The organism is Variovorax gossypii (genome assembly GCF_003965815.1).
GTDB lineage: Bacteria > Pseudomonadota > Gammaproteobacteria > Burkholderiales > Burkholderiaceae_C > Variovorax > Variovorax gossypii.
Map to the genome: position 1 here is coordinate 1,351,803 of NZ_RXOE01000002.1, position 25,258 is coordinate 1,377,060.

General features: G+C 68.0%; 25 protein-coding genes. 18 read left to right on the plus strand and 7 right to left on the minus strand.

Features of this window, described 5'->3' with window-relative positions:
- Positions 1–10 precede the first annotated feature (10 nt).
- From xseB to EJP69_RS13860, 5 genes are all read left to right on the plus strand, one after another.
- On the plus strand, positions 11–277 hold the full coding sequence (gene xseB / locus EJP69_RS13840; RefSeq protein WP_007829283.1) for an exodeoxyribonuclease VII small subunit: 267 nt from the start codon (positions 11–13) through the stop codon (positions 275–277).
- Positions 274–1,194: a polyprenyl synthetase family protein gene (locus tag EJP69_RS13845; RefSeq protein WP_126470672.1), complete on the plus strand. Its 921-nt coding sequence runs from the start codon at positions 274–276 to the stop codon at positions 1,192–1,194. Before xseB ends, EJP69_RS13845 begins: the two co-directional genes overlap by 4 nt.
- A gap of 21 nt (positions 1,195–1,215) precedes the next feature.
- The gene (gene dxs / locus EJP69_RS13850; RefSeq protein ID WP_126470674.1) at positions 1,216–3,087 is read left to right on the plus strand and encodes a 1-deoxy-D-xylulose-5-phosphate synthase; all 1,872 of its coding nucleotides are present in this window, start codon (positions 1,216–1,218) and stop codon (positions 3,085–3,087) included.
- 113 nt (positions 3,088–3,200) lie between these two features.
- Positions 3,201–4,280 (plus strand): TRAP transporter substrate-binding protein, encoded by a 1,080-nt coding sequence (locus tag EJP69_RS13855; RefSeq protein WP_093198950.1) that lies wholly within the window; start codon positions 3,201–3,203, stop codon positions 4,278–4,280.
- Between the two features lie 121 nt (positions 4,281–4,401).
- A complete protein-coding gene (locus EJP69_RS13860; RefSeq protein ID WP_240652139.1) occupies positions 4,402–4,740 on the plus strand; it encodes a hypothetical protein in 339 nt (112 codons plus the stop codon).
- 10 nt (positions 4,741–4,750) lie between these two features.
- On the opposite strand, the gene EJP69_RS13865 is transcribed toward EJP69_RS13860, so the two are convergent.
- The 3 genes from EJP69_RS13865 to EJP69_RS13875 all read right to left on the minus strand — a co-directional run bounded on the left by EJP69_RS13865 (position 4,751) and on the right by EJP69_RS13875 (position 7,421).
- Positions 4,751–5,272, minus strand: coding sequence for a hypothetical protein (locus tag EJP69_RS13865; protein ID WP_093301147.1), 522 nt, complete (start codon positions 5,270–5,272; stop codon positions 4,751–4,753).
- Positions 5,269–6,819, minus strand: a complete 1,551-nt coding sequence (locus tag EJP69_RS13870) for a TRAP transporter large permease (protein ID WP_093198960.1) — start codon at positions 6,817–6,819, stop codon at positions 5,269–5,271. Before EJP69_RS13870 ends, EJP69_RS13865 begins: the two co-directional genes overlap by 4 nt.
- A 62-nt stretch (positions 6,820–6,881) precedes the next feature.
- Entirely contained in the window at positions 6,882–7,421 is a 540-nt protein-coding gene (locus EJP69_RS13875; RefSeq protein ID WP_093198965.1) for a TRAP transporter small permease subunit, read from the minus strand.
- A 174-nt stretch (positions 7,422–7,595) separates the two neighbouring features.
- Here EJP69_RS13875 and EJP69_RS13880 point away from each other — a divergent pair, with 174 nt between their 5' ends.
- Positions 7,596–8,897 (plus strand): SUMF1/EgtB/PvdO family nonheme iron enzyme, encoded by a 1,302-nt coding sequence (locus EJP69_RS13880; RefSeq protein WP_093198968.1) that lies wholly within the window; start codon positions 7,596–7,598, stop codon positions 8,895–8,897.
- Between the two features lie 15 nt (positions 8,898–8,912).
- Here the strand turns inward: EJP69_RS13880 and EJP69_RS13885 are convergent, their stop codons facing one another.
- Complete coding sequence (locus EJP69_RS13885; RefSeq protein ID WP_126470678.1) at positions 8,913–10,355, minus strand: MFS transporter; 1,443 nt, start codon at positions 10,353–10,355, stop codon at positions 8,913–8,915.
- A 109-nt stretch (positions 10,356–10,464) separates the two neighbouring features.
- Positions 10,465–11,820, minus strand: coding sequence for an omega-aminotransferase AptA (aptA, locus tag EJP69_RS13890; protein WP_093301141.1), 1,356 nt, complete (start codon positions 11,818–11,820; stop codon positions 10,465–10,467).
- A 105-nt stretch (positions 11,821–11,925) separates the two neighbouring features.
- Between aptA and EJP69_RS13895 the strand changes: the two genes are divergently transcribed.
- Complete coding sequence (locus tag EJP69_RS13895; RefSeq protein ID WP_126470680.1) at positions 11,926–12,900, plus strand: LysR family transcriptional regulator; 975 nt, start codon at positions 11,926–11,928, stop codon at positions 12,898–12,900.
- Positions 12,901–12,911: 11 nt separating this feature from the next.
- On the opposite strand, the gene EJP69_RS13900 is transcribed toward EJP69_RS13895, so the two are convergent.
- The gene (locus EJP69_RS13900) at positions 12,912–13,676 is read right to left on the minus strand and encodes a FadR/GntR family transcriptional regulator (RefSeq protein ID WP_093198978.1); all 765 of its coding nucleotides are present in this window, start codon (positions 13,674–13,676) and stop codon (positions 12,912–12,914) included.
- A 311-nt stretch (positions 13,677–13,987) separates the two neighbouring features.
- Here EJP69_RS13900 and EJP69_RS13910 point away from each other — a divergent pair, with 311 nt between their 5' ends.
- The 10 genes from EJP69_RS13910 (at position 13,988) to EJP69_RS13955 (ending at position 23,386) form a co-directional block, all read left to right on the plus strand.
- Positions 13,988–15,193: an ABC transporter substrate-binding protein gene (locus EJP69_RS13910; protein WP_126470684.1), complete on the plus strand. Its 1,206-nt coding sequence runs from the start codon at positions 13,988–13,990 to the stop codon at positions 15,191–15,193.
- A 93-nt stretch (positions 15,194–15,286) separates the two neighbouring features.
- Positions 15,287–16,147, plus strand: coding sequence for a branched-chain amino acid ABC transporter permease (locus EJP69_RS13915; protein WP_093198984.1), 861 nt, complete (start codon positions 15,287–15,289; stop codon positions 16,145–16,147).
- An 11-nt stretch (positions 16,148–16,158) separates the two neighbouring features.
- Entirely contained in the window at positions 16,159–17,136 is a 978-nt protein-coding gene (locus EJP69_RS13920) for a branched-chain amino acid ABC transporter permease (RefSeq protein ID WP_126470686.1), read from the plus strand.
- On the plus strand, positions 17,133–17,900 hold the full coding sequence (locus EJP69_RS13925; RefSeq protein WP_093198990.1) for an ABC transporter ATP-binding protein: 768 nt from the start codon (positions 17,133–17,135) through the stop codon (positions 17,898–17,900). Before EJP69_RS13920 ends, EJP69_RS13925 begins: the two co-directional genes overlap by 4 nt.
- Positions 17,897–18,604: an ABC transporter ATP-binding protein gene (locus EJP69_RS13930; protein WP_093301133.1), complete on the plus strand. Its 708-nt coding sequence runs from the start codon at positions 17,897–17,899 to the stop codon at positions 18,602–18,604. Before EJP69_RS13925 ends, EJP69_RS13930 begins: the two co-directional genes overlap by 4 nt.
- Before the next feature lie 37 nt (positions 18,605–18,641).
- The gene (locus EJP69_RS13935) at positions 18,642–19,898 is read left to right on the plus strand and encodes a Zn-dependent hydrolase (RefSeq protein WP_126470688.1); all 1,257 of its coding nucleotides are present in this window, start codon (positions 18,642–18,644) and stop codon (positions 19,896–19,898) included.
- Positions 19,895–21,010, plus strand: coding sequence for an ABC transporter substrate-binding protein (locus EJP69_RS13940; RefSeq protein ID WP_170217103.1), 1,116 nt, complete (start codon positions 19,895–19,897; stop codon positions 21,008–21,010). The genes EJP69_RS13935 and EJP69_RS13940 overlap by 4 nt, the downstream gene beginning before the upstream one ends.
- Positions 21,007–22,479 carry a M81 family metallopeptidase gene (locus tag EJP69_RS13945; protein WP_126470692.1) on the plus strand — a complete coding sequence of 491 codons (1,473 nt, stop codon included), beginning with the start codon at positions 21,007–21,009 and terminating at the stop codon, positions 22,477–22,479. Before EJP69_RS13940 ends, EJP69_RS13945 begins: the two co-directional genes overlap by 4 nt.
- 69 nt (positions 22,480–22,548) lie before the next feature.
- Positions 22,549–22,917 carry a DUF2845 domain-containing protein gene (locus EJP69_RS13950; protein ID WP_170217104.1) on the plus strand — a complete coding sequence of 123 codons (369 nt, stop codon included), beginning with the start codon at positions 22,549–22,551 and terminating at the stop codon, positions 22,915–22,917.
- Between the two features lie 91 nt (positions 22,918–23,008).
- Positions 23,009–23,386, plus strand: a complete 378-nt coding sequence (locus EJP69_RS13955) for a nuclear transport factor 2 family protein (protein WP_126470697.1) — start codon at positions 23,009–23,011, stop codon at positions 23,384–23,386.
- Positions 23,387–23,435: 49 nt separating this feature from the next.
- Here EJP69_RS13955 and EJP69_RS13960 read toward each other — a convergent pair whose 3' ends face one another.
- On the minus strand, positions 23,436–24,581 hold the full coding sequence (locus EJP69_RS13960; protein WP_093199013.1) for a helix-turn-helix domain-containing protein: 1,146 nt from the start codon (positions 24,579–24,581) through the stop codon (positions 23,436–23,438).
- Positions 24,582–24,759: 178 nt separating this feature from the next.
- On the opposite strand from EJP69_RS13960, the gene EJP69_RS13965 reads away from it, so the two are divergent.
- The gene (locus tag EJP69_RS13965) at positions 24,760–25,257 is read left to right on the plus strand and encodes a (2Fe-2S)-binding protein (RefSeq protein ID WP_093199016.1); all 498 of its coding nucleotides are present in this window, start codon (positions 24,760–24,762) and stop codon (positions 25,255–25,257) included.
- The last annotated feature ends 1 nt before the right edge of the window (position 25,258 follow it).

Genomic DNA, 25,258 nt, shown 5'->3' on the forward strand with positions numbered 1-25,258 from the left:
TTTCGCTTGCATGCCCAAGGTGCCCCCTCCTTCCTCGTCCAGCCCGGCGGCAACGCCCGACACGGGTCCGCTGCCTGCCAGTTACGAAGCCGGGCTTCAGGAACTGGAGCAATTGGTTGCGGAACTCGAATCGGGCCAGTTGCCCCTGGACCAGTTGCTCGTGAGCTACCAGCGCGGCGCGGCGCTGCTCGCCTTCTGCCGCGACAAGCTGCAGGCGGTCGAAGACCAGATCAAGGTGCTCGATTCGGGCAGCCTCAAGGTCTGGACGCCTGAATGAGCGCCGCCACGTTGAATTCCGGCCACTGGGACGCCCGCACGCTCGCCGGCTGGAGCGAGCCCCACCTGGCGAACGTCGAATCGGCGCTGTCGCGCTGGGTCGGCGTCGATGCCCCGGTGCTCCTGGGCGACGCCATGCGCTATGCCGTGCTCGACGGCGGCAAGCGACTGCGGCCCCTGCTGGTGCTGGCTGCCAGCGAGGCCGTCGGCGGCAACCAGGCTGCCGCCCTGCGCGCGGCCTGCGCCACCGAGCTGATCCACGCCTATTCGCTGGTGCACGACGACCTGCCGTGCATGGACAACGACGTGCTGCGCCGCGGCAAGCCCACGGTGCACGTGAAGTTCGGCGAGGCCGACGCCCTGCTGGCCGGCGACGCGCTGCAGGCCCTGGCCTTCGAGCTGCTGACACCCGAGGGCGACGAGATTCCCACCGCCACCCAGGCCCAGCTGTGCCGCCTGCTCGCGCGCGCCGCCGGCAGCCAGGGCATGGCCGGCGGCCAGGCCATCGATCTGGCCAGCGTCGGCGTCGCGTTGAACGAAGCGCAGTTGCGCGAAATGCACCGCCTGAAGACCGGCGCGCTGCTGCAGGGCAGCGTCGAGATGGGCGCCGCCTGCGGCACGGTGAGTGCTACGGCGCTGGCCGCGCTGCGCGACTACGGCGCGGCCATCGGCCTCGCGTTCCAGGTGGTCGACGACATCCTCGACGTCACGGCCGATTCGCAGACCCTGGGCAAGACCGCCGGCAAGGACGCCGCGGCCGACAAGCCCACCTACGTGTCGCTGCTCGGCCTCGACGGCGCCCGCGCCCAGGCCCGCCAGCTGCTGGCCGACGCGCTCGCCGCGCTCGAACGTAGCGGCCTGGCTGACACCGCCGCGTTGCGCGCGTTGGCCCACATGGTGGTCGACCGCGACCGCTGAGCAAAGAACAAACCTTCCCCCATGGCTGCACCGCTGCTTCCCACACTCCACGACCCTTCGCCCATCCGCAAATACGACCGGGCCCAGCTGCGCCAGCTGTCCGACGAGGTGCGCGCCTGCGTGCTCGACAACGTCTCCCGCACCGGCGGCCACCTGAGTTCCAACCTGGGCACCGTCGAGCTGACGGTCGCGCTGCACCACGTCTTCAACACGCCGCACGACCGGCTGGTGTGGGACGTGGGCCACCAGACCTATCCGCACAAGATCCTCACGGGCCGGCGCGAGCGCATGCCCACGCTGCGCCAGATCGGCGGCATCTCGGGCTTTCCGCAGCGCACCGAGAGCGAGTACGACACCTTCGGCACCGCCCACTCGTCGACCAGCATCTCGGCGGCGCTGGGCATGGCCATGGCCGCCAAGCAGAAGGGCGAGGACCGCTACACCGTGGCCATCATCGGCGACGGCGCGCTCACGGCCGGCATGGCCTTCGAGGCGCTGAACAACGCGGGCGTGTGCGACTGCAAGCTGCTCGTGATCCTGAACGACAACGACATGTCGATCAGCCCGCCGGTGGGCGCGCTCAACCGCTATCTCGCGCAGCTGATGAGCGGCAACTTCTACGCCGCCGCCAAGAACGTCGGCAAGAGCGTGCTGCGCAACGCGCCGCCACTGTTCGAGCTGGCCAAGCGGCTGGAGCAGCATGCCAAGGGCATGGTCGTGCCGGCCACGCTGTTCGAGCAGTTCGGCTTCAACTACGTCGGCCCGATCGACGGCCACGACCTCGACTCGCTGGTGCCCACGCTCGAGAACCTCAAGCACCTCGACGGCCCGCAGTTCCTGCATGTGGTCACGAAGAAGGGGCAGGGCTACAAGCTGGCCGAGGCCGATCCGGTGGCCTACCACGGCCCGGGCAAGTTCGATCCGCAGGTGGGGCTGGTCAAGCCGGCCTCGGCGCCCAAGCAGACCTTCACGCAGGTGTTCGGCCAGTGGCTGTGCGACACCGCCGCCGCAGACGGCCGTCTCGTCGGCATCACGCCCGCGATGCGCGAGGGCTCGGGCCTCGTCGAGTTCGAGAAGCGCTTCCCCGATCGCTACTACGACGTCGGCATCGCCGAGCAGCATGCCGTGACCTTCGCCGCCGGCCTGGCCTGCGAGGGGCTGAAACCGGTGGTCGCGATCTATTCGACCTTCCTGCAGCGCGCCTACGACCAGCTGATCCACGACGTCGCCATCCAGAACCTGCCGGTGGTGTTCGCGCTCGATCGCGCGGGCCTCGTGGGTGCCGATGGCGCGACGCACGCGGGCGCTTACGACATCCCGTTCCTGCGCTGCATCCCGAACATGAGCATCGCGTGTCCCGCCGACGAGCGCGAAACCCGCCAGTTGCTGACCAGCGCCTACGAGCAGAACCATCCCGTGGCCGTGCGCTATCCGCGCGGCTCGGGCGCCGGCGTCGCGCCGCACCTCACGCTCGACGCGCTGCCGTTCGGCAAGGGCGAGATCCGCCGCGAGGGCCAGCGCATCGCCATCCTGGCCTTCGGCACGCTGCTGTACCCGGCTCTCACGGCAGCGGAGTCGCTAGACGCCACGGTGGTGAACATGCGCTGGGCCAAGCCGCTCGACGTCGAGCTGCTGCTGAAGGTGGCGGGCACGCACGATGCCATCGTCACGCTGGAAGAGGGCGCGCTCATGGGCGGCGCGGGCAGCGCGGTGCTCGAGGCGCTGCAGGCGGCCGGCGTGCAGAAGCCGGTGCTGCAGCTGGGCCTGCCCGACCGCTTCATCGAGCATGGCGATCCGGCGAAGCTGCTCTCATCGATCGGGCTGGACGCGATCGGCATCGAGGCGTCGATCCGTGAGCGCTTCGTTCGCGGCAGCAGCAACAGCGCAGGGTAAACCCGCCCCGGGGCGTGTAAGCGCGTTTTTACAATCCCCGGGACTTACACAAAAGTCCCCAACGCGGTCACAAGCCGCGTTTCGTTTTTTCAAAGAACTCGGAGAGCTATCTAATGGATCGTCGTTCCCTCATCAAAAACGCCGGCATCGCGGGCGTTCTGGCTGCCGGCATCGCCCCCGCGGTTCACGCGCAAGCCACCGTTCGCTGGCGCCTGGCGTCGAGTTTTCCCAAGTCGCTGGACACCATCTTCGGCACCGCGGAGGTGTTCTCGAAGAGCGTCAGCGACATGACGGGCGGCAAGTTCCAGATTTCCGTGCATGCCGGTGGCGAGCTGATGCCCGCGTTCGGCGTGGTCGACGGCGTGCAGAACGCCTCGGTCGAAATGGCCCACACGGCTCCGTACTACTTCTACGGCAAGGACCCGACCTTCTGCCTGGGCTGCGCGGTGCCCTTCGGCATGAACACCCGCCAGCAGAACGCCTGGATGTACGAAGGCAACGGCCTGAAGCTGATGCGCGCCTTCTACGCCAAGTACAACATCATCAACCTGCCGGGCGGCAACACCGGCGCCCAGATGGGCGGCTGGTTCCGCAAGGAAATCAAGTCGGTCGCCGACCTGAAGGGCCTGAAGTTCCGCACCAACCCGTTCGCCGGCAAGGTGCTCGAGCCCTTCGGCGTGATCCCGCAATCCATTCCCGGCGCCGACCTGTACCCCGCGCTCGAGAAGGGCACGCTGGACGGCCTGGAATGGGTCGGCCCGTACGACGACCAGAAGCTGGGCTTCAACAAGATCGCCCCGTTCTACTACTACCCCGGCTGGTGGGAAGGCGGCCCCGAGCTGGACTTCTACATCAACACCAAGGCATGGGAAGGCCTGTCGGCCGAGTACAAGGCCATCGTCGAGGCGGCTGCCTCGCACGCCAACATCACGATGACGGCCAAGTACGACTCCAAGAACCCGATCGCGCTGAAGCAGCTCGTCGGCTCGGGCACCAAGCTGCGCCCGTTCTCGCAGGACGTGATGAACGCCGCCTTCAAGTCGGCCCAGCAGATCTACTCGGACCTGAACAACACCAACCCCGAGTGGAAGAAGATCTACGGCGACTGGTCGAAATTCCTGGCCGACCAGAACGCCTGGTTCCGCTACACCGAAGGTACCTTCGACCGCTTCATGCAGCAGCAGAAGCTGTAGGAGGCAGCGGCGCCTTCACGGAGCCTCGTCTTGAACAGGATGGAAGCCCTGCCGGTATCGGCGGGGCTTTTTTTCGTCGATGCTTCGCTCTCCAATCTCCAGAACTCTCCCGATGCCCCGAATGCCGTCTTTCGCCGCGATGCTGTTCATGGCCATGCTCGCTTCGGGCGCCCAGGCCGCCGGCGGCACGGGTAGCTACACGCTGCCGTGGAACACGCCGGGCGAGGTGCTCGAATACCGCTCGTGCGGCTGCGGCGATTCGTGCTGGGTGGCCGAGCTGCGCAATGCGCGCACCAAGGCTTTGAAGGGGCGGCTGCGCTGCGACTGCGAGCGGCTCCACGCCACGGTGGGGCCGAAGGGCAAGGAGAGGGCGCAGGCGGCCAGTTGCCCGGCTGTCGGCGACGGTGTCGAAAAGCCGCGGGCCATCCGCGAAGCGATGGAGCGGCTGCTCCACCGATAAGGCGCTGCTGCTACGTCTGCGGCGGCGATGGCGGTATCGAGCGCTTCGCCACCTGCTCGCCGAAGGCGACGAGCACGCTTGCGTCGGCCGAGTGGAACCACGTCATGCCGCCGAAGCGCCGGCGCACCAGCAGGCGCGGCGCGATCACGCGCTCCAGCATTCGGATGTGCACCAGCTTGAGCTGCGCCACTTCCTGCGCGCTCACGCGCTTGTCCCAGAGCCACGTCTGCACCAGCACGTCGCCTTCGAGCCGGGTGCGGCTGTAGACGATCCAGTAGCCGACCCACACCACGCACAGCGCCGCGATGCCCATCACCACCAGCGCACTGGCTGACCAGTCGGCCGTGCGCAGCGAGGGCAGGCTCCAGGCGGCGAAGACGAAGAGATCGATCACCAGCACCACCGCCAGCGTGCGCAGCAGCGGCGGGAAGGCGGGGCTTTCGATGATGGCCCCGGCTGCTTCGTCGCCGGGGCTGTTGTCGTTGTCTTGTTGTTTTGGTTTTTCAGCGGGGCCGCGGGCTTGGTCGCTCACGGCTTGGTGGCTTCACCGGAAGCCGGCGGCGCATCGGTGGACGGCGGCGGAGTGGAGGACTCGTCCTTCTTCTCGTTGCCGAACGGGTCTTCCATGTTCACGCCGTTGTTGTCGGGCGAGCTGGGCTGCTCTTCCACCGGCATGTCGAGGTTGACCTTGTCGATGTCGACGACCTTTTCCTTCTCGAGGAACACGGTGACCGTCTGCGGGAAGAAGATCACGATGGCCACCAGCAGCAGCTGCATCGCCACCCACGGCACGGCGCCCAGGTAGATGTCGCGCGACTCCACCTTCTTGGGTAGCGCCCCGTTCTTGAAGAGCGTGTCCGCTATGCCTCGCAAATAGAACAGCGCGAAGCCGAAGGGCGGGTGCATGAACGAGGTCTGCATGTTCACGCACAGCAGCACGCCGAACCACACCATGTCGATGCCCAGCTTGTGGGCCACGGGGCCCAGCAGCGGCAGGATGATGAAGGCGATCTCGAAGAAGTCGAGGAAGAACGCGAGGAAGAACACGAAGATGTTCACCGCGATCAGGAAGCCGACCTGGCCGCCGGGCAGGCCCGACAGCATGTGCTCGATCCACTTGGCGCCGTCCACGCCCTGGAACACCAGCGAGAACACGCGCGAGCCGATCAGGATGAACACCACCATGGCCGTCAGGCGCATGGTGCCTTCCATGGCATCCTTCAGCAGCTGCCAGTTCAGGCGGCGGTGGATCAGCGCGAGGACCAGCGAGCCCACCGCGCCCATGGCGCCGGCTTCGGTCGGGGTGGCGATGGCCTTGTCCATGAAGGGCAGGCCGCCCATCGAGCCGAGCACCGCGAAGATCAGGATGGCCGAGGGGATGATGCCGCGCAGGCACTTGCCCCACAGCGCCCAGCCGTTGAGCGTGCGCGCGCTGGCCGGCAGGCCCGGCACGAAGTGCGGGCGGATGCGCCCGACCATGAAGGTGTAGATCGCGAAGATCAGCACCTGCAGGATCGACGGACCCCAGGCGCCCTTGTACATCTGGCCGACGTCGGTGCCGAGCTGGTCGGCCATGACGATCAGCACCAGCGAGGGCGGCACCAGCTGCGTGATGGTGCCCGACGCGGCGAGCACGCCGGTCGAGTAGCGCATGTCGTAGCCGTAGCGCATCATGATCGGCAGCGAGATCATCGCCATCGCGATCACCTGGCCGGCCACCGTACCGGTGATGGCGCCGAGGATGAAGCCCACGATGATCACCGAGTAGCCGAGGCCGCCGCGCACCGGGCCGAAGAGCTGGCCCATGGAGTCGAGCATGTCCTCGGCCAGCCCGCATTTCTCCAGTACGGCTCCCATCAATGTGAAGAACGGAATCGCGAGCAGCGTCTCGTTCGACAGGATGCCGAAGACGTTCAGCGGCAGGTTGGCCATGAAGCCGGCCGGGAACCAGCCCATCTCGATGGCGAAGAAACCGCAGATCAGGCCGAGGGCCGAGAGCGAAAACGCGACCGGGAAGCCGATCAGCATGATCACCACGAGCCCCGCGAACATGATCGGGGCGAAATTTTCCATGTGCATTTCTACTTATCCTGCGGTGCGGGAGAGGGCGATGGCGGAAGGCGCGCGAAGAACTGCGCCCGTCACTGCACCGGCTTCTCGTAGTGCGTGTCCATCTCGATCAGGCCGCGCAGGTAGGCGATGCGCTTGATGATTTCCGAGACGCCCTGCAGGAACATCGCCGCGAAGCCCACGGGCATCAGCAGCGCAGCGGGCCAGCGGATGAGGCCGCCGATGTTGCCCGACATCTCTCCTGTGACCCACATGTTCCAGAAGAAGGGCCAGGTGAGGTAGGTGAAGAGGCCCATCACCGGCAGCAGGAAGAAGATGAGGCCGAAGAGGTCGACGTAGACCGGCCCGTAGCCCTTGAGCTTGCCGTAGATGATGTCCACGCGCACGTGCTCGTTGAAGCGCAGCACCACGGGGGCGCCCAGCATCACGGTGGCGGCGAACAGGTACCACTGGATCTCCAGCCAGGAGTTGCTGCTGAAGTCGAGCCCGTAGCGGATGAGTGCGTTGCCGGCCGAGATGAGCGATGCCGCGAGGACGGCGTAGCCGGCGATCTTGCCGAGTTTTTCGCTGATCCAGTCCATGCCGGTCGCGAACTTGAGGAATGCAGACAAGGGGGTGTCTCCCACGAATCCCGATGATGGAGCGCCGGCCCCTGGTGGGGGCTGCGCAAAGCCCGCGATGTTACCCCGGTGAACCTTTGTATTGCCTTGCAACCTGGGGAGGGGTTTACCCGGAATGCGGGCCGGGCGGCCGGCGGGGCGGGTGGCCGGTCGCCATAATCTTCCATGTCTTCGCGTCTTCCGCCTTCCACGCCTTCGGGCGCAGCTGGCCAGCCCCATTCGATCGATTCGCCCGACATGTGCCGGGCCGGCAAGGAGCTGCTGTCGCTGGCGCTGATCGACGCGCGCAACCATACGCTGCACCTGCTGTCGCTCTACGAACAGGCGCTGGGCTCCGAGGCGCTCTCCCGGCCGCCGGAGCCCGAGGAAGACGGCGTGGTGCCCGCGGCCTGGCTGGCCGGCCACATCGGCTGGTTCGCCGAATGGTGGATCGGGCGCAACACCCAGCGGGCGTTCGGCGCCGACTGCCCGATGCGGCCCACGCGGCTGGCCGCCATCGACCCGGGGGCCGACGACTGGTGGAATCCGGCCCACTCAGGCCCGGGGCGCCGCTGGCCGCCCGACCTGCCGGACCTCTCGCAGACCAAGGCCTACCTGCTCGAAACCCTGGAGAGCACGCTCGAGCTGCTCGACAACGCCGCAGAAACCGACGCCGGCCTGTATTTCTACCGCCTCGCCCTGTTCCACGAGGACATGCGCGGCGAGCAGTTCGTGGTGATGGCGCAGACCATGGGGCTGCCGCTGGGCGTCGAGCAGGCGCCCATCGCCGTCACGCGCGAGCCGCTGCTGCTGCCGGCCACGCGCTGGGAGCTGGGCATGCCCGAAAGCGGCTTCGCCTTCGCGCAGGAACGCGCGGCGCACCGGGTGGACGTGCCCGAGTTCGAGATCGACGCCCAGCCCGTCACCTGGAACCAGTACATCGAGTTCGTCGAGGACGGCGGCTACGACCGCGAGGAACTCTGGCACGGCGAAGGCTGGCGCTGGCTCTCGGCGCAGATCGAGGGGCGGCGCGGGCCGCGCCATGTCGAGCAGATCGGCGCGGCGCGCAACGGCACCGGCGGCTCGGTGCTGCAGCAGCGCTTCGGCGCAACCGTGCGCGCAGCCGGCCACCACAGCGCGGTGCACCTGAGCTGGTGGGAGGCCGACGCCTGGGCGCGCTGGGCCGGGCGGCGCGTGGCGACCGAGGTCGAATGGGAGATCGCCGCGCACACGGCGGCGCGCCGCGGCTTCCGCTGGGCCGACGTGCACGAGTGGACCGCGGGCACCCTGCAGCCCTGGCCCGGCTACCGGGCCGACCCGTGGAGCGCCGGCACCGAGTTCGATCCGGCCGCCGCCTTCGGACGGGCACGCGTGCTGCGCGGGGCTTCGTTCGCGACGCGTGCGCGCCTGCGGTCGCCGCGCCGCCGCGACTTCGCCTTGCCCGGGCGCGACGACGGCTTCATCGGCTTCAGGACCTGCGCGCTCTAGAGGCAGCGGAGCAGCTCAGCGCTCGCCGCCGGCCTCCGAGGACAGCGGCGGCGCCACTTCCTCCAGCGGCTTGCGTTCCGCGTCCGCCGCATGGCGCAACGCCAGCAGCCCTGCCACGATGACCAGCCCGGCGCCGATGCAGTAGCCCACCATCACCGCGCCGCGGCTGCCTGTCTCTATCAGCAGGCCGAACAGCAGCGGCGCCGCGAAGCCGCCCGCGCCCATGCCCACCGCGTAGAAGATCGCGATGGCGATCGCCCGCATCTCCAGCGGAAACACCTCGCTCACCGTGAGATAGGCCGAGCTCGCCGCGGCCGATGCCAGGAAGAACACCGCCGACCAGCACAGCGCCTGCCCGCGCGCATCGAGCCAGCCCTGCATGAAGGCCCAGCCCGTGAGCGCGAGGCCGACGCCCGCGAGCACATAGGTCAGCGCGATCATCCGGCGCCGGCCCACGCTGTCGAACAGCGGGCCCAGCAGCAGCGGCCCCAGCACGTTGCCCAGCGCGAAGGGAAAGATGTAGAGCGCCACGCTGCCTTCGGGCACGCCGTAGAAGCGCGTGAGCACCAGCGCGTAGGTGAAGAAGATCGCGTTGTAGAAGAAGGCCTGCGAAATCATCAGCGCCAGCGCGACCACGCTGCGCTGCGGGTAGCGCTTGAACAGCACGCGCGCCACCTGGCGCATCGGCGGGCTCTCGGGCCGCGCGGCGGTGTAGTTGACGACGAAGCCCTGCGGCGCCGGCAGCGGCCCGTGCTGCGCCTCGACCTCCGCCTCGATGCGCTCGACGATGCGCTTCGCCTCCTCGGCCCGCCCATGCGCGACGAGCCATCGCGGGCTCTCGGGCACGTGGCGCCGCACCAGCAGGATGGCCACCGCCAATACCGCGCCCAGCGCGAAGCCGGCGCGCCAGCCCCACACGGGCCCGATCACGCGCGCGTCGAGCAGCACCAGGCTGAGCGCCGCGCCCAGCGCCGCGCCGATCCAGAAGCTGCCATTGATCGCGAGGTTGACGCGCCCGCGCACGCGCGCCGGAATCAGCTCGTCGATGGCCGAGTTGATGGCCGCGTACTCGCCGCCGATGCCAAGCCCGGTGACGAAGCGGCACAGCGCGAAGAATGCGAAGTCGGGAGAAAAGGCCGTGGCCAGCGTGCCGACCGTGTAGACCGTCAGCGTGATCAGGAAGAGCTTCTTGCGCCCGAGCCGGTCGGTCATCCGGCCGAAGAGTAGGGCGCCGAGCACCGCCCCCGCGACGTACACCGAGCCCGACAGCCCGATCTCGCCGGCCGTGAGCCCCAGCGTGTCGGGCCGCTCCAGCACCGCGCCGATGGAGCCCACCAGCGTGACCTCGAGCCCGTCGAGCACCCAGGCCACGCCCAGCGCGATCACCACGCGCCAGTGCCAGCGCGACCAGGGCAGGCGGTCGAGGCGGGCGGGGATGTCTGTTTGCAGCGTTGTCATCGGCAGCCCGGCAGATTCTGGGAACCTGCGGGCCGCGGGGGTGTAGGACCGCGCCGCTCACGGGCCGTCGCCTGGTCGGCGGTGCGGCGGCCCCTGTAGCGCTAAAGGATCAGGCCGTTTCGGCCAGCGCGTCGGCCAGTGCGTTCACCAGCCGGTCGATCTCGGCCTTCTCTGCGATGAAGGGCGGGGCGAGCTGGATGGTGTCGCCGCCGTAGCGCACGTAGAAGCCCTTCTTCCAGCAGTTCATCGCGATCTCGTAGGGGCGGCGCGCGGGCTCGCCCGGCAGTGCTGCGATCGTGAGGCCGGCGGCGAGGCCGTAGTTGCGGATGTCGGTCACGTGCTTGCTGCCCTTGAGGCTGTGCACCGCGTTCTCGAAGTGCGGTGCCAGTGCCTGCACGCGGCCGATCATGTCTTCCTTCTGCAGCACGTCGAGCGCCGCGATGCCGGCGGCGCAGGCCACCGGGTGCGCGCTGTAGGTGTAGCCGTGCGGGAACTCGAGCATGTAGTCGGGGCCGCCCGCCGCCATGAAGGTGTCGTAGATGTCCTTGCTCGCGACCACGGCGCCCATGGGCTGCGCGCCGTTGGTGATCTGCTTGGCGATGTTCATGATGTCGGGCGTCACGCCGAAGGCCTCGGCGCCGGTGAGCGCGCCGCAGCGGCCGAAGCCGGTGATGACCTCGTCGAAGATCAGCAGGATGTTGTTGGCGGTGCAGATGTCGCGCAGGCGTTTCAGGTAGCCCTTGGGCGGGATCACCACGCCGGCCGAGCCCGCGAAGGGCTCGACGATCACGGCCGCGATGTTCGATGCGTCGTGCAGCGCGATGATGTCGAGCAGGCGGTCGGCCAGCTCGGCGCCGTTGTCGGCCATGCCGCGCGTGAAGGCATTCGAGGCGAGCTGCGTGTGCGGCAGGTGGTCGGCCTCCACGCCCTGGCCGAAGAGCTTGCGGTTGGCCGCGATGCCGCCGACCGAGATGCCGCCGTAGTTGACGCCGTGGTAGCCCTTCTCGCGACCGATCAGGCGGGTCTTGCTCGCCTGGCCCTTGGTGCGCCAGTAGGCGCGCGCCAGCTTCAGCGAGGTGTCGGCGGCCTCCGAACCCGAGCCGGTGAAGAACACGTAGTCGAGGCCGGCGGGCGTCATGTCCTTGATCCTGTTGGCCAGCTCGAAGGAGAGCGGGTGGCCGAACTGGAAGGCGGGCGAGTAGTCGAGCTTGGCGATCTGGCGGCTCACCGCCTCGGTGATCTCGGGGCGACCATGGCCCAGGCCCGAGCACCACAGGCCCGAGAGGCCGTCGAAGATCTTGCGGCCGTCGGAGTCGGTGAAGTAGGCGCCCTTGGCCTCCACGACGATCCGCGGATCGGCCTTGAAGTTGCGGTTGCCGGTGTAGGGCATCCAGTGCGCGTCGAGCCAGGCGGCGTCGGTGCGCACGGCGGGCGTCGATTCGGTGACGGGCGTTGCGATGGTCATGGCGTTTCCCGCGCTGGCGGGCTCCGGGGGTGATGGGATGCGCCGATTGTTCGCAGAGCCTTCAGTGTGGAGAATGGCGCAATATCAATGTTCACTTGACGTTTCATGCAAGTAAAGGCCAAAGCCCGAACCGCCACCGAAGCCGGTACCCAAAGCGGTGCCCGCAACCGCGCCGTCCTGGGGCAGCTCAGCGACATGGACCTGCGCCTGCTCAAGGTGTTCAAGAGCGTGGTCGACTGCGGCGGCATGGCTGCCGCCGAGCTGGAGCTGAACATCGGCACCTCCACCGTGAGCCGCCACGTGAAGGACCTGGAAACGCGCCTCGGACTGGTGCTGTGCCGCCGGGGCAGGGCGGGTTTCGCGCTCACGGCCGAGGGGCAGCGCGTGTACGACGAGACGCTGCGCCTGCTGGCCTCGGTCGACGCCTTCCGCGGCAGCATCGACGACATCCACAACCGCATGGGCGGGCAGCTCGACGTGGCGCTGTTCGACAAGACCGCGACCAACCCGCAGGCCCGCATCGGCGAGGCGATCGCGCGCTTCACCGAGATCGCGCCCGAGGTGCGGCTTGCCGTGCACGTGGGCTCGATCAACGCCATCGAGCAGGGGGTGCTGGAGGGCAATTTCCAGATCGGCATCATTCCGGCGCACCGCGCCTCCAAGAGCCTCGTCTATGCCGACCTGTTCGACGAGACCATGCTGCTGTACTGCGGCGCGGGGCATCCGCTCTTCGGCGTGAGCCACGACAAGCTCACCTGGGCCCGGCTGCGCGAACATCATTTCGCGGGGCTGGGCTACCACTCGCCCAACATGGAGCTGAGCCACCGCGCGAAGCTCTCGCGCATGGCCACTGGCTTCGACCAGGAGGCGATCGCGACGCTGATTCTCTCGGGGCGCTTCCTGGGCTTCCTGCCCGACCACTACGCGCAGGTGTTCGAAGAGCGCGGGCTCATGAAGGCGGTGCTGCCGGCGCGCTTCAACTATGCGTGCCGCTTCGTCAGCCTGCTGCGGCGCTCGCCGAAGCCGTCACGGGCGGTGCTGGCGTTCCAGGAGTGCCTGGAGCAGGCGCACCGGAAGTAGCGGTCAGCGGGTCAGCGCTGCCCGCTCGGCAGCAGCAGGTGCTTGGCGCCGATGTGCGCCTCCATCTCGTGCATGTGCTGCTCCGCGTCGACCATGTGCTCGGTCATCAGCCGGCGCACCTCGTCGGCGTCTTCCCTGCGGTAGGCGGCCAGCAGCTGCGTGTGGTAGTCGACGTTCGCTTCGCCGAAGTGATGATGGTCGAGCGCCTTCTTGTAGACGACGAGGTCGCGCAGCAGGTCGTTGAGAAAGCGGCACATGAATGAGAGCACCGGATTGGGGCAGCTCTCCGCCAGCATGGTGTGGAAGGCCAGCTCGGCTTCGCGCTGGGCGCGCAGTTCGTCCTCGCCGGTCGGCTCGACCGTGCACAGCCGCACGTTCTCTTCCAGCTTCTCGAACTGCTCCGGCGTGAGCTTGCCCACCACGCTCACGGCGAGCTCGGGCTCCAGCGCCTTGCGCAGCTGGTAGATGTGATGGCCGTCGAGATGGTGGAAGTGCAGGAAGTTGCGCAGCGGCTCCGAGGCGTGCTCGACCGACACCTGCTGCAGGTAGGCCCCGCCGCCGGGGCCGGTGCGGATGGAGATCAGGCCGCGCACCTCCAGCGCCTTCAGCGCCTCGCGCACGGTGCTCTTCGAATAGCCGAAAAGCTCGATCAGTTCCTTCTCGTTCGGTAGCCGGTCGCCGGGCTGCTTGCGCTCCGCCACGATCCAGCGCTTGACGTCTTCGACGATGACGTCCGAGAGCTTTTGCCGCTTGGGACGGTTCTGCCCCACTTTCATTCGCTCACCCCCAGGCTCCGCGCACTTCGTGTCGTTTCGCCCATCCCCTCGCCGGGGGCAATGCCAGCGGCCCGGCAAAGCCGGTTCCGCGGCATTTCACGATCAGATGGAGACGAATTCATGCGTTCGGAGCGATGGAAAAACAGAAGGTGACCTGTAAGCAGGTATTGGGCCCCAAGGGGAGCGCCGCAGATTTTGGCACGGCTGTTGCTAGCGGGTTTTTACCAACATATTAATCCAATTTATCCGCTTAAATTCGCCGCGATCGCTGGCGTCCCTTTTCCTTACTTCCCACCACGACCGGAGAACTCATGCAACGCAGACAACTTCTTCAGCTGGCCGCCCTGTCGGCTGCCCCCGCCTCGCTGCTCGCGGGCCGCGCCGCCTTCGCACAATCGGCCGAGGCGATCCGCTTCGGCTGCCCGGTCCCGATGTCGGGAGCCTTCGCCGCCAACGGCAAGTTCGCCGACCTGGGCATGAAGCTGGCCATCGAGCAGTACGGCAGCGTGCTGAAGCGTCCGCTGGCCTACACGGTGCTCGACACCGAGGGCAAGCCGGCCACGGCGGTGCGCAAGGTGCAGGAAGCCTCGCAGCAGCAGGGCGCGAAGTTCTTCGCCGGCGGCATCCTGTCGTCGGAAGCGCTGGCCATGGGCAAGGAGGCCGAGAAGGCCGGCGGCCTCTTCATCACCACCGCCGGCGCCGACGAGATCACCGGCAAGGACTGCAACCCCGCCACCTTCCGCTGGTCGGTGCCCACCTTCGGCGCGATCGAACAGACGGTGCGCCCGCTGATCGCCTCCATGCCGAAGGCCAAGCGCTGGTACACGATCACGCCGCAGTACGTGTTCGGCGACGGCCTGCTGAGCGCCGCCAAGAACATCTTCCAGGAGAAGGGCATCGAGCACGTGGGCAACAGCTACCACTCGCTCACCGAGAAGGAGTTCAGCGGCTACCTCACCAACGCCATGGCCGCCAAGCCCGACGTGCTGCTGCTGCTGAACTTCGGCGCGCAGTCGTCGGCCGCGCTGCGCCAGGCGGTGAGCTTCGGCATGCACAAGAACATGACGATCCTGATGGCGTGGGCTTCGGGGCTCGAGCAGTTCGACGAGCTGGGCGCCGACCTGTGCGACGGCGTCTACTTCGGCGCGCAGTACTGGCACACCGCCGACACGCCGCTCAACAAGGACCTTGTGAAGCGCACCGCCGACAAGCTCAAGATCGTGCCCAACTACAGCCTCGCCGGCTCGTACATCTGCACCAAGATCCTGATCGACGGCATCGTGAAGGCCGGCTCGGTCGACCAGAAGGCGGTCATCGCCGCGCTCGAAGGCATGAAGTTCGACGGGCTCACGGGCAGCGAGGAAATCCGCAGGGCCGACCATCAGGTGGTGAAGGACTACTACCTGCTCAAGGGCAAGGCCAAGTCGAAGATGAAGGACGCGGCGGACTACGTCGACGTGGTCAGCTCGGGCAAGTCCTTCCTCCCGGTAGACAAGACGGGCTGCAAGCTGGCCTGACGCCGCCCGGACCGATGCCTTCGCCCGCACCCGCTCGGTGTGCGGCGGGGCCCCGGTCCGCCCGCACGTACCTGCGCGTACCCCTCGACTCCCATGTCCGTCTACCTGCTACAGACCATCAACGGAATCGGCATCGGCATGCTGTATTTCCTGCTGGCGGTCGGCCTGTCCATCGTGTTCGGCCTGCTGCGCTTCGTGAACTTCGCGCACGGGGCCTTCTACCTGCTGGGCGCCTATCTCTGCTTCCAGGCCCTTCAATGGGGCATGAACTTCTGGCTCGCGCTGGTGCTGGTGCCGCTCTTCGTGGGCGCGCTGGGCTGGCTGGCCGAGAAACTGCTGCTGCGCCGCGTGTACGCCAAGGCGCATGAGTTCCACATCCTCGTCACGGTGGGCCTGGCGCTCGCGGTGCAGGAGATCGTGATCGTGTTCTGGGGCCCGCTGGGCAACAGCGTCGCCACGCCCGACCTGCTGCAGGGCGTGGTCATGTGGGGCTCGTTCGTCTATCCCAAGTACCGGCTCTTCGTGATCGGCTTCACCGCCGTGCTCGCGGTGCTGCTGTGGTGGGTGCTCGAAGGCACGCGCCTGGGCAGCGCGGTGCGCGCGGGCAGCGAGTCGACCGAGATGGTGTCGCTGCTCGGCATCAACGTGTTCCGCGTGTTCAGCCTGGTGTTCGCGCTCGGCGCGGCCACGGCGGCGCTGGCCGGCGTGCTGGCCGCGCCCATCCGCGGCGCCGAGCCCTTCATGGGCGTGGAAGCGCTGGCCGTGGCCTTCGTGGTCGTGGTGATCGGCGGGCTCGGCAGCTTCGGCGGCGCGCTCGTGGGCGGGCTGCTGATCGGCATCGTGCAAAGCCTCATGAGCACCATCTGGCCGCCGGGTGCGAGCCTGATGGTCTACATCGCGATGGCGGCCGTGCTGCTCTTGCGCCCCCATGGCCTCCTCGGCCGGAAAGCATGAACGGACACGCCATGCCGAGAAAAATCACTTTCCTCCTGGCACTCATCGCCGTGCTGGGCCTGCCGCTGGTGCTGAGCTCGGGTTCGCTCGCGAGCGAGGTGCTCATCTACGCGCTGGCCGCGCTGGGCTGCAACCTGCTGCTGGGCTACACCGGGCTGCTCTCTTTCGGGCAGGGCATCTTCTTCGGGCTGGGCAGCTACACCATCGCCATATTGCTCACGCGGCTGCAGCTGCCGATGCCGCTCGCGCTGGCCGCTGCCGTGGCCATGGGCGCGTTCGGCGCGGCTGTGGTGGGCTGGGTTGCCATCCGCCAGCGTGGCACCTACTTCGTGATGCTCACGCTGGCCTTCGCGCAGATGTTCTATTTCATTGCCTACACCGCCACCGGCCTGACCGGCGGCGACAACGGCCTGCTCGACGTGCCGCGCCCCGGCTTCATGGACACGCCCTGGAAGTACTACGCCTTCGTCGCCGTGGTGTTCCTCGTCGCCTTCGGCCTGCTGCTGCGCGTGACCGATTCGGTCTTCGGCCGCACGCTGCTGGCCATCCGCGACAACGAGGACCGCGCCGCCGCGGTGGGCTACGACCTCAAGCGCTTCAAGCTGCTGGCCTTCGTGATCTCGGGGGCCGTCACCGGCCTCGCGGGCGGGCTGCACGCGATGATGACCGGCATCGCGCCGCTGTCGAACGCCGAGTACCACACGAGCGAGATGATCCTGGTCATCACCGTGATCGGCGGCACCGGTAACCTGTTCGCCTCCGTGCTGGGCTCGGCGTTCTACGTGCTGCTGGCCGACTGGCTCTCCACGCTGTGGCCGCGCTGGCTGCTGCTGCTGGGGCTGCTGCTGATCGGCGTGAGCATCGGCATGCAGCGCGGGCTCTGGGGGCTGGGCGAGGGCGCCTGGAAACGCATCTTCCGCAAGACGCCGGCGGCTCCGGCCGCGCCTGTTGCTCCTGTCTCGCCTGCCGCGCAAGGAGAAAAAGCATGAGCGACGTTCTCATCGAAGCCGTCGGCGTCACCAAGCACTACGGCAAGTTCGCCGCGCTCGGCGGGGTCGACCTGAAGATCCGGCGCAACACCGTGCACTCGGTGATCGGCCCCAACGGCGCGGGCAAGACCACGCTGTTCCACATGCTCACCGGCACCGGCATGACCACCGGCGGGCGCATTTTGTTCGACGGCCACGACGTCACGCGCGAGCCCGATCACAAGCGCGTGCAGCGTGGCATGGCGCGCTCGTTCCAGGTCACGGCGCTGTTCGCGAGCCTGCCGGTGCGCGAGAACCTGCGCGTGGCGGCGCAGGGCATTTCGCCGCGCCAGGCCATGAACTGCTGGCGCGCGCCGGTCGGCGAACTGGCCCGCACGCAGGTCGTGGACGAGGTGCTGCAGCGCATCGGCCTGGAGCGCCTGGCGAACACGCCGGCCGGCGAGCTCTCGCACGGCCAGCAGCGCCGCCTCGAAGTCGGCATGGCGCTGGCCGCAAGGCCGAAGGCGATCTTCCTCGACGAGCCGACCTCGGGCATGGGCATCGACGACCTCGACGACATGAAGCAGCTGATCCGCGGCCTGCGCGACGCGCACACCGTGGTTCTCATCGAGCACAACATGAACATCGTGATGGACATCTCCGACACCGTGACCGTGATGCAGCTGGGCCGCGTGCTCGCCGAGGGGCTTCCGGGCGACATCCGTGCCGATGCGCGCGTGCGCACCGCCTACCTGGGCAACATGATCACCGGAGGCAAGGCATGAGCAACATCCTTGAAGTCGAGGGCCTGCACGCGCACTACGGCAAGAGCCACGTGCTGCAGGGCGTGTCGATGACCGTGGGCGAGGCCGAGCTGGTCACGCTGCTGGGGCGCAACGGCGCGGGCAAGTCGACCACGCTCAAGAGCATCGCGGGCGCGGTCGCGCCCACCGGCGGGCGCGTGCGCTTCCAGGGCGCCGACATAGCCGGCATGCCGGCCCACCGCATCGCCACGCGCGGCGTGTGCCTGGTGCCGGAGCATCGGGGCATCTTCAAGCTGCTGACGGTGGAAGAGAACCTGCTGCTCGGCCTGCGGCGCCAGTCGCCCTGGCAGCTGGCCGACATCTACCGCATCTTTCCGCGCCTGAAGGAGCGGCGGCGCAACGGCGGCGGGCAGCTCTCGGGCGGCGAGCAGCAGATGCTGGCCATCGGCCGCGCGCTCATGAACCACCCGCGCCTGCTGATCCTCGACGAGCCGGTCGAAGGCCTGGCGCCGGTGATCGTCGAGGAGATCGTGGCGCAGCTCAAGACCATCAAGGCCGCGGGCGTGGCGATCCTGCTGGTCGAGCAGAACCTCGAAGTCTGCGTGCAGCTGGCCGACCGCCACTACATCGTGGAGCAGGGCGTGATCGTGCACGAGGCCGGCAACGAAGCCTTCATGGCCGACCATGAAGTGAAAGACCGCTACCTGGGCGTGGGCCTTGCTTGAGGCTTCCCGCAGTCCCTTCCTTCTTCCTGGAAAAGCCATGAAAAACTCACACGACGAACTCCGCATCGACGGCCAGCGGCTCTGGAACTCGCTGATGGAACTGGCGCAGCTCGGCGCCACCGAGAAAGGCGGCGTCTGCCGCATCGCACTGACCGACCTCGACCGCCAGGGCCGCGACCTGTTCTCGCGCTGGGCCCGCGAGGCAGGCTGCGAGGTGCGCGTGGACGCCATCGGCAACATCTTCGCGCGCCGCGCCGGCCGCAACAACGCGCTGCCGTCCGTCACCACCGGCAGCCACATCGACACGCAGCCCACGGGAGGCAAGTTCGACGGCAACTACGGCGTGCTCGCCGGGCTCGAAGTGATCCGCACCTTGAACGACGCCAAGGTCGAGACCGAGGCGCCGCTCGAAGTGGCAGTGTGGACCAACGAGGAAGGCTCGCGCTTCGTGCCCGTGATGATGGGCTCGGGCGTGTTCGCCGGCGCCTTCACGCTCGAGCATGCGCTGTCGCAGCGCGACAACGACGGCGTGAGCGTGTCCGAGGCACTGGCCTCCATCGGCTACGCGGGCAGCACGCCGGCCTCGGCAACGGCATCGCCCGTGGGCGCGTACTTCGAGGCGCACATCGAGCAGGGCCCGGTGCTCGAAGCCAACGAGCGCGTGATCGGCGTGGTCGAGGGCGCGCTGGGCCAGCGCTGGTACGACGTGGTGGTGCAAGGCATGGAAGCCCATGCCGGCCCCACGCCGATGGAGCTGCGCAAGGATGCGCTGCTCGCAGCCTCCGAGCTCGTGATCGAGGTCAACCGCATCGCGCTTGCCCATGCGCCGCATGGGCGCGGCACGGTCGGCTGGATCGACGCGTATCCGAACTCGCGCAACGTGATCCCGGGCCGCGTGAAGCTCAGCGTCGACCTGCGCGCGGCCGACGACGTGGTGCTGTCGGCCCTCGACGCCGCCCTGAAGGAAACCGTGCAGCGCATCGCGGCGAAGGCCAAGGTCGAGATCTCGGTGGAGCAGGTCGTGTACTTCCCGCCGCAGCCCTTCACGCCGAAGCTGGTGTCGGCCGTGCGCGATGCGGCGCAGGCGCAGGGCATGACATGGATGAACGTGATCAGCGGTGCGGGCCACGACGCTGTGTACCTCGCGCGCGTGTGCCCTGCGGCCATGATCTTCGTGCCCTGCCTCGACGGCATCAGCCACAACGAGATCGAGGACGCGCAGCCCGACCATCTCGAAGCCGGCTGCAACGTGCTGCTGCAGGCGATGCTGCAGAGCGCGGGAGTCGCCTCGTGAAGACCTGGCGTATTGCCCTTGCTGCGCTGACCCTGGCGTGGGCTGCGGCGGCGCCGGCCGCCGAGCCCATCCTCGTCGGCCAGTCCGCCGTGCTGACCGGACCGCTGGCGCCCAACAGCCTGGCGTTCATGGAAGGCCAGAAGCTGCTGTTCGACCAGCTGAACAAGGCCGGCGGCGTCGGCGGGCGGCCCGTCAAGCTGATCACCTACGACGACGTCTACGCGCCGGACAAGGCGGCGGCCAACGCCGAGAAGCTGCTCGGCACCGACCGCGTGGTCTGCCTCTTCGGCACCATGGGCACGGGCATCGGCGCGGCCATGGTGCCGGTCGCGGCGAAGTACGACAGCTTCATCTTCGGCGGGCTGACCGGCGCGGCCGTGCTGCGCGGGCCGAAGGTGCCGATCTACCACGTGCGCGAGTCGTACGCCGACGAGGTGCATCGCGTGATGAACCACCTGAAGACGGTGGGCGTGGTGCGCATCGCCGTCGTGTCGAGCGACGACGCCTACGGCAAGGGCATCGAGAAGGACGCGCTGGAGGCGCTGCAGAAGAACGGGCTGTCCCCGGTGCTGTCGCTGCGCTTCGATCCGCAGGAGAAAGAACCGGCGCGCACCGCGCAGCAGGTCATCGCCAGCGGCGCGCAGGCTGTGTACGTCATCGCGGCGGGCATGCCGGCCATCAACGTCATCCGCGCGCTGGTCGCGGCGCCGGTGCATCCGCAGATCTACACGAACTCGGTGGCCAGCTCCTTCCTGCTCTACAAGGAGCTGGGGGACAAGAGCCGCGGCATCGTGCTGTCGCAGGTGATGCCGCCTTTCTGGAAGACCCGCTTCCCCATCGTCGACGAATACCAGCGCGCGCGCAGGAGCGCGGGCAGCGAGGGTGAGGGCTCCTACCTGGGCCTGGAGGGCTACATCACGGCCAAGGCATTCGCGGAAGCGCTGCAGCGCGTGAAGGGGCCGGTGACCACCGAGTCGCTGCGGCGCAGCATCGAGACTTCGCCTCCCATGGACCTGGGCGGATACACGCTCGCCTTCAGGCCTGACAACCGCAACGGCTCCAGCTTCGGCGACATCACCATGCTGGCCAGCGGTGGAAAGTTTGCGCAATGAAAGTACTGATCGCACGTCTCAACCACGAAACCAACACCTTCTCGCCAGTGCCCACGCCGCTCGCGGCCTTCGGGCCTGACGGCCCGACCTTCGGCGAGCAGGCCTACAAGGACAACAAGGGCATGCGCACCGCGATGTCGGCCTTCATCGACCTGGCCGAGGCGGCGGGCGCTGAAGTGGTCACGCCGGTATCGGCCTCCGCCAACCCGAGCGGGCCGGTCGATGCACGGGCCTACGATCTGCTGACGCAACGCATCGTCGACGCGGCCCCGGGCTGCGACGCCATCCTGCTCGACCTGCACGGCGCGATGGTGGCGCAGAACAGCGCCGACGGCGAAGGCGACCTGCTGCTGCGCCTGCGTGCGGCGGCGCCGGGCGTGCCCATCGGCGTGGCGCTCGACCTGCATGCCAACGTCACGCCGGCGATGGTGGAGAACGCCGATGTCATCGTCGGCTTCAAGACCTATCCGCACGTCGACATGTACGAGACCGGCGAGCACGCCGGCCGCCTGCTGCTCGACCTGCTGGCCGGCCGCAGCAGGCCGGCGATGCGCTGGCACCGGCTGCCGCTGATGGCCCACACGCTGCGCAGCGCCTCCTTCACCGGCGCGATGAAGCGCGCGATCGAAGCGGCTTGCGAGGCCGAGAAATCGGAATCGTTGGCGGTGTCGATCCTGGCCGGCTTCTCGCTGTCGGACATCGAGGCGCCGTGCATGAGCGTGATCGTCGTCGACGCGCATTCGCCCGAGCGCGCGCAGGCCACGGCCGACCGCATCGCCTCGCAGATGTGGGCGGAGCGCGAAGCCTTCGTCTACCGCAGCGAGCCGCTGGCGGAGTCGGTCGCACGCGCCAAGCTGATCGCCGAAGGCGCGACGCGCCCGGTGCTGCTGCTCGACCACGGCGACAACTGCATGTCGGGCGGCAGCTGCGACACCATGGACGTGCTGCAGGAAGCGCTCGCGCAGGGCCTGCACGGCATCGGCGTGGGGCCGCTGTGCGACCCCGAGGCCGTGGCGCAACTCATCGCGGCGGGCGAGGGTGCGCAGGCGACGGTGGCACTCGGCAACAAGGTCTCGCTCGCGGGCATCGGCCTCGAGAAGACGCCGGTGCGCCTGACGGGCACGGTGCGCGCCATCTCCGACGGCGAGTACGTGATCACCGGCCCCACCTACACCGGCCAGCGCAGCAGCATGGGGCGCACGGTGCTCTTCGACACGGGCGCGGCGCGAATCGTGGTGACCGAGCGCACGCAGGAGCCGTGGGACATCGGCGTTTTCGAGTGCGCGGGGCTCGATCCGCGGAATGAACGCTTTCTGCTGCTCAAGTCGCGCATGTACTGCCGGCCCGTGTTCGAGCCGCTGTCGGCCGCGCTGGTGGAGTGCGACAGCCCCGGTGTCACCAGTTCGGATTACAGCCTGTTCCCGTTCAGCAAGGTAAGGAGGCCGGTGTTCCCGCTCGACGCGGTCTGACGGGGTCTTGGCTTCAGGTTCGGCGCCGGAATGTCACTACCATCGCTCGCACAAGACACAGGAAACACCGTGAAGCGATCTCCGTTCATTCCCGCCGCCTTGCTGGCCGCACTGTCGTTCGTCGCGCCGACACAGGCGCAGACGCTCAACTGCAATCGCGACTTCGCGCAGAAGGGTGATTCCAAGTTCACCATCCTGCAGAAGTGCGGCGAGCCGGTGTTCAAGGACAACTTCTGCGCCAAGCCCGACCCGAACCCGCAGGTGATCGTGCCGCCGGCTTCCTCGACCGGCAGCAAGACCGTCATCGTCAACAACAACAGCAATTGCGACCAGAGCGAGGAGTGGACCTACCGGCCTGGCTCGGGGCAGTTCGAGACGATGCTGCTGTTCCAGAACGGCGTGCTCAAGAGCATCCGCTACGGTAGCCGGATCCCATGACCTGAGAGGTCATCGACGCGAATCGCGTGCGACGCGACCATTCCTTCACCCCGCGATGTTGCGGGTCTGGACACCGAAAGGAATGGTCATCATGAACACCGCCGCACACGACGCCACCGCCATTGCCCAACGCTACATCGCCGTCTGGAACGAAACCGACGCGGCGCGCCGCGCGGCGCTCATCGAAGCCGGATGGACCACCGACGCGCACTACGTCGACCCGATCGCGCAGGCCAGCGGGCACGAGCAGATCAGCGCGCTGGTCGGCGCGGTGCACCAGCGCTATCCGGGCTTCCGCTTCAACCTGCTCGGCAAGGCCGACGCGCACGGCGACCACCTGCGCTTCTCGTGGACGCTGGGGCCGAGCGGTGCGGAAGACCTGATCCAGGGCACCGACTTCGCGCAGGTCGACTCGGGCAAGCTGCGTTCGGTGACGGGCTTCCTGGACAAGGTGCCGGTCGGCGCCTGAGCGAAGAAAACTGAACGAGAAATGAACGGCCTGGCCTTCAGCCGCGAGCTCAGTCCGGCGCGCCGGCAGGCCGTCCGCGCCACAGCTTGCGGTAGACCGTCGCCCGGCTGATGCCCAGGGCCCGCGCGGCCTCGGCCACGTTGCCGCGCGCATCGGCCACCGCCTTGCGGATCAGCGCGGTTTCCACGTCGCGCAGCCGCGGCCGGTTGTCGGAAACGTTTGCGGGCGCCGTGCTGCCGTTGCCGCCGCGCTGGGGCCGTACCTGCACCCGCAGGCCCGACCAGAGCGGCACCTCGAGCACGGCGTCGCCGCGGCGGGCCGCGTCGAACATCATGTGAAGCGGCAGCGCGAAGAGATCGTTGAAGTTCAGCGCATGCTCGCTGCGCGGCAACGGCTGGTGCAGCATCTGCCGCGCCGCCGCGTTGGCGCCCGTCACGTTGCCCACGGCGTCGATGCACAGCAGGCCCTCGGTGGCCTCGCTGCCGGAGTTGCCCGGCCAGGCCAGGCGCAGCAGCAGCTCGCAGGGCTCGCGCATCACCAGCATGTTCTCGATGCTGCGCGCGGAAAGGGTCGCCAGGTGGCGCAGCTCGGGCCGCTCGACCACCTGCACGCCGGTCAGGTCGAGCATGCCGATGCAGTCGCCTCGAGGACCGAAGAGCGGAGCGCCGGCACAGCTGTAGACGCTGGTGTCGTCGAAGAAATGCTCGCCGCGGTGCAGCCAGACCGATTCCTGCTCGGCCAGCGCGGTACCGATGGCGCTGGTGCCGATGGCGCGCTCCGACAGGTCGACGCCGATGCGCGCGAGGTCGCGCGCATAGCGGGTGGCGGCGTCGGTACCGTCGGGTAGCCTGCCCACGTCGACCACGATGCCGTCGGCATCGGTCAGCACGGCGAAGTAGCGGGTGTCGGCGATGGCTCGGGAGAGCTGGTCGATCACCGGTCGGGCCGCCGAGACCAGCGCCCGGTTGCGCTCGGCGATGTCGATGCTCGCCGACCGGCTCACCGGATCGAAGCTGACGCGCTGCCGCGGGCTGTGCCCGGCCTCGATGCAGCGCTGCCAGGAGCGGGTGATCCACGAATCGATGCAGTCGGCCCCGCGAGCCCGTACGGGCGACTCGCCTTCGATCAGTTCGCGGCGGGCTTGGGCGATGGCCAGGGAACGCTCAGGAGGCGGCGAAACGATTGATACAGACATCGTGGTTTTTCGCGCATGTATGCAGGCTTTTCCTGGCCCGCCGGATGGCAAGCTGTTTCATTTTGAGAATTTCGCGCGGTCTGTGCAAGTGTCAAGGGTTTTGCCTAGGATAGTGCGAAAGGTCGGCATCCAAGATGCTTTCGCTGAAACAGCCATCACCTTTTACGGAGACAGCCAAATGCAGGTCGCTTTCAAGGTCAACGGCCGTCAGGTCACGGTCGACGCTCCTCCCAACACCTTCCTGGTCCACGCTCTCCGAGAGCACCTCCACCTCACCGGAACCCACGTCGGCTGCGACACCGCCCAGTGCGGCGCCTGCACCGTCCACGTGAACGGCCGTGCAGTCAAGTCGTGCAACGTGCTGGTGGCCCAGGCGGCCGGCGCAGAAATCACCACCATCGAGGGCATCGCCGAGGCCGACGGCACCATGCACCCCATGCAGGCGGCCTTCAAGGAATGCCACGGCCTGCAGTGCGGTTTCTGCACGCCCGGCATGGTCATGAGCGCCATCGACCTGTGCACCCACCACCCCAAGTCGAGCGAGTCGGAAATCCGCGAGCTGCTCGACGGCAACCTGTGCCGCTGCACGGGCTACCAGAACATCGTGAAGGCAGTGAAGATGGGCGGCGAGGCGATGGCCTCGGGCACCCCCGTCAAGACAACCGCAATGGCTTGAA

What these genes read in the sequence shown, in the direction of transcription:
- EJP69_RS13885 (WP_126470678.1), bottom strand. Translation starts at nt 10,355, where the DNA reads ATGACAACGCTGCAAACAGACATCCCCGCCCGCCTCGACCGCCTGCCC.
- EJP69_RS13860 (WP_240652139.1), top strand. Translation starts at nt 4,402, where the DNA reads ATGCCGTCTTTCGCCGCGATGCTGTTCATGGCCATGCTCGCTTCGGGC.
- EJP69_RS13900 (WP_093198978.1), bottom strand. Translation starts at nt 13,676, where the DNA reads ATGAAAGTGGGGCAGAACCGTCCCAAGCGGCAAAAGCTCTCGGACGTC.
- EJP69_RS13910 (WP_126470684.1), top strand. Translation starts at nt 13,988, where the DNA reads ATGCAACGCAGACAACTTCTTCAGCTGGCCGCCCTGTCGGCTGCCCCC.
- EJP69_RS13965 (WP_093199016.1), top strand. Translation starts at nt 24,760, where the DNA reads ATGCAGGTCGCTTTCAAGGTCAACGGCCGTCAGGTCACGGTCGACGCT.
- dxs (WP_126470674.1), top strand. Translation starts at nt 1,216, where the DNA reads ATGGCTGCACCGCTGCTTCCCACACTCCACGACCCTTCGCCCATCCGC.
- EJP69_RS13870 (WP_093198960.1), bottom strand. Translation starts at nt 6,819, where the DNA reads ATGCACATGGAAAATTTCGCCCCGATCATGTTCGCGGGGCTCGTGGTG.
- EJP69_RS13880 (WP_093198968.1), top strand. Translation starts at nt 7,596, where the DNA reads ATGTCTTCGCGTCTTCCGCCTTCCACGCCTTCGGGCGCAGCTGGCCAG.
- EJP69_RS13935 (WP_126470688.1), top strand. Translation starts at nt 18,642, where the DNA reads ATGAAAAACTCACACGACGAACTCCGCATCGACGGCCAGCGGCTCTGG.
- EJP69_RS13920 (WP_126470686.1), top strand. Translation starts at nt 16,159, where the DNA reads ATGCCGAGAAAAATCACTTTCCTCCTGGCACTCATCGCCGTGCTGGGC.
- EJP69_RS13845 (WP_126470672.1), top strand. Translation starts at nt 274, where the DNA reads ATGAGCGCCGCCACGTTGAATTCCGGCCACTGGGACGCCCGCACGCTC.
- EJP69_RS13855 (WP_093198950.1), top strand. Translation starts at nt 3,201, where the DNA reads ATGGATCGTCGTTCCCTCATCAAAAACGCCGGCATCGCGGGCGTTCTG.
- EJP69_RS13955 (WP_126470697.1), top strand. Translation starts at nt 23,009, where the DNA reads ATGAACACCGCCGCACACGACGCCACCGCCATTGCCCAACGCTACATC.
- EJP69_RS13945 (WP_126470692.1), top strand. Translation starts at nt 21,007, where the DNA reads ATGAAAGTACTGATCGCACGTCTCAACCACGAAACCAACACCTTCTCG.
- EJP69_RS13930 (WP_093301133.1), top strand. Translation starts at nt 17,897, where the DNA reads ATGAGCAACATCCTTGAAGTCGAGGGCCTGCACGCGCACTACGGCAAG.
- aptA (WP_093301141.1), bottom strand. Translation starts at nt 11,820, where the DNA reads ATGACCATCGCAACGCCCGTCACCGAATCGACGCCCGCCGTGCGCACC.
- EJP69_RS13960 (WP_093199013.1), bottom strand. Translation starts at nt 24,581, where the DNA reads ATGTCTGTATCAATCGTTTCGCCGCCTCCTGAGCGTTCCCTGGCCATC.
- EJP69_RS13915 (WP_093198984.1), top strand. Translation starts at nt 15,287, where the DNA reads ATGTCCGTCTACCTGCTACAGACCATCAACGGAATCGGCATCGGCATG.
- xseB (WP_007829283.1), top strand. Translation starts at nt 11, where the DNA reads ATGCCCAAGGTGCCCCCTCCTTCCTCGTCCAGCCCGGCGGCAACGCCC.
- EJP69_RS13925 (WP_093198990.1), top strand. Translation starts at nt 17,133, where the DNA reads ATGAGCGACGTTCTCATCGAAGCCGTCGGCGTCACCAAGCACTACGGC.
- EJP69_RS13895 (WP_126470680.1), top strand. Translation starts at nt 11,926, where the DNA reads ATGCAAGTAAAGGCCAAAGCCCGAACCGCCACCGAAGCCGGTACCCAA.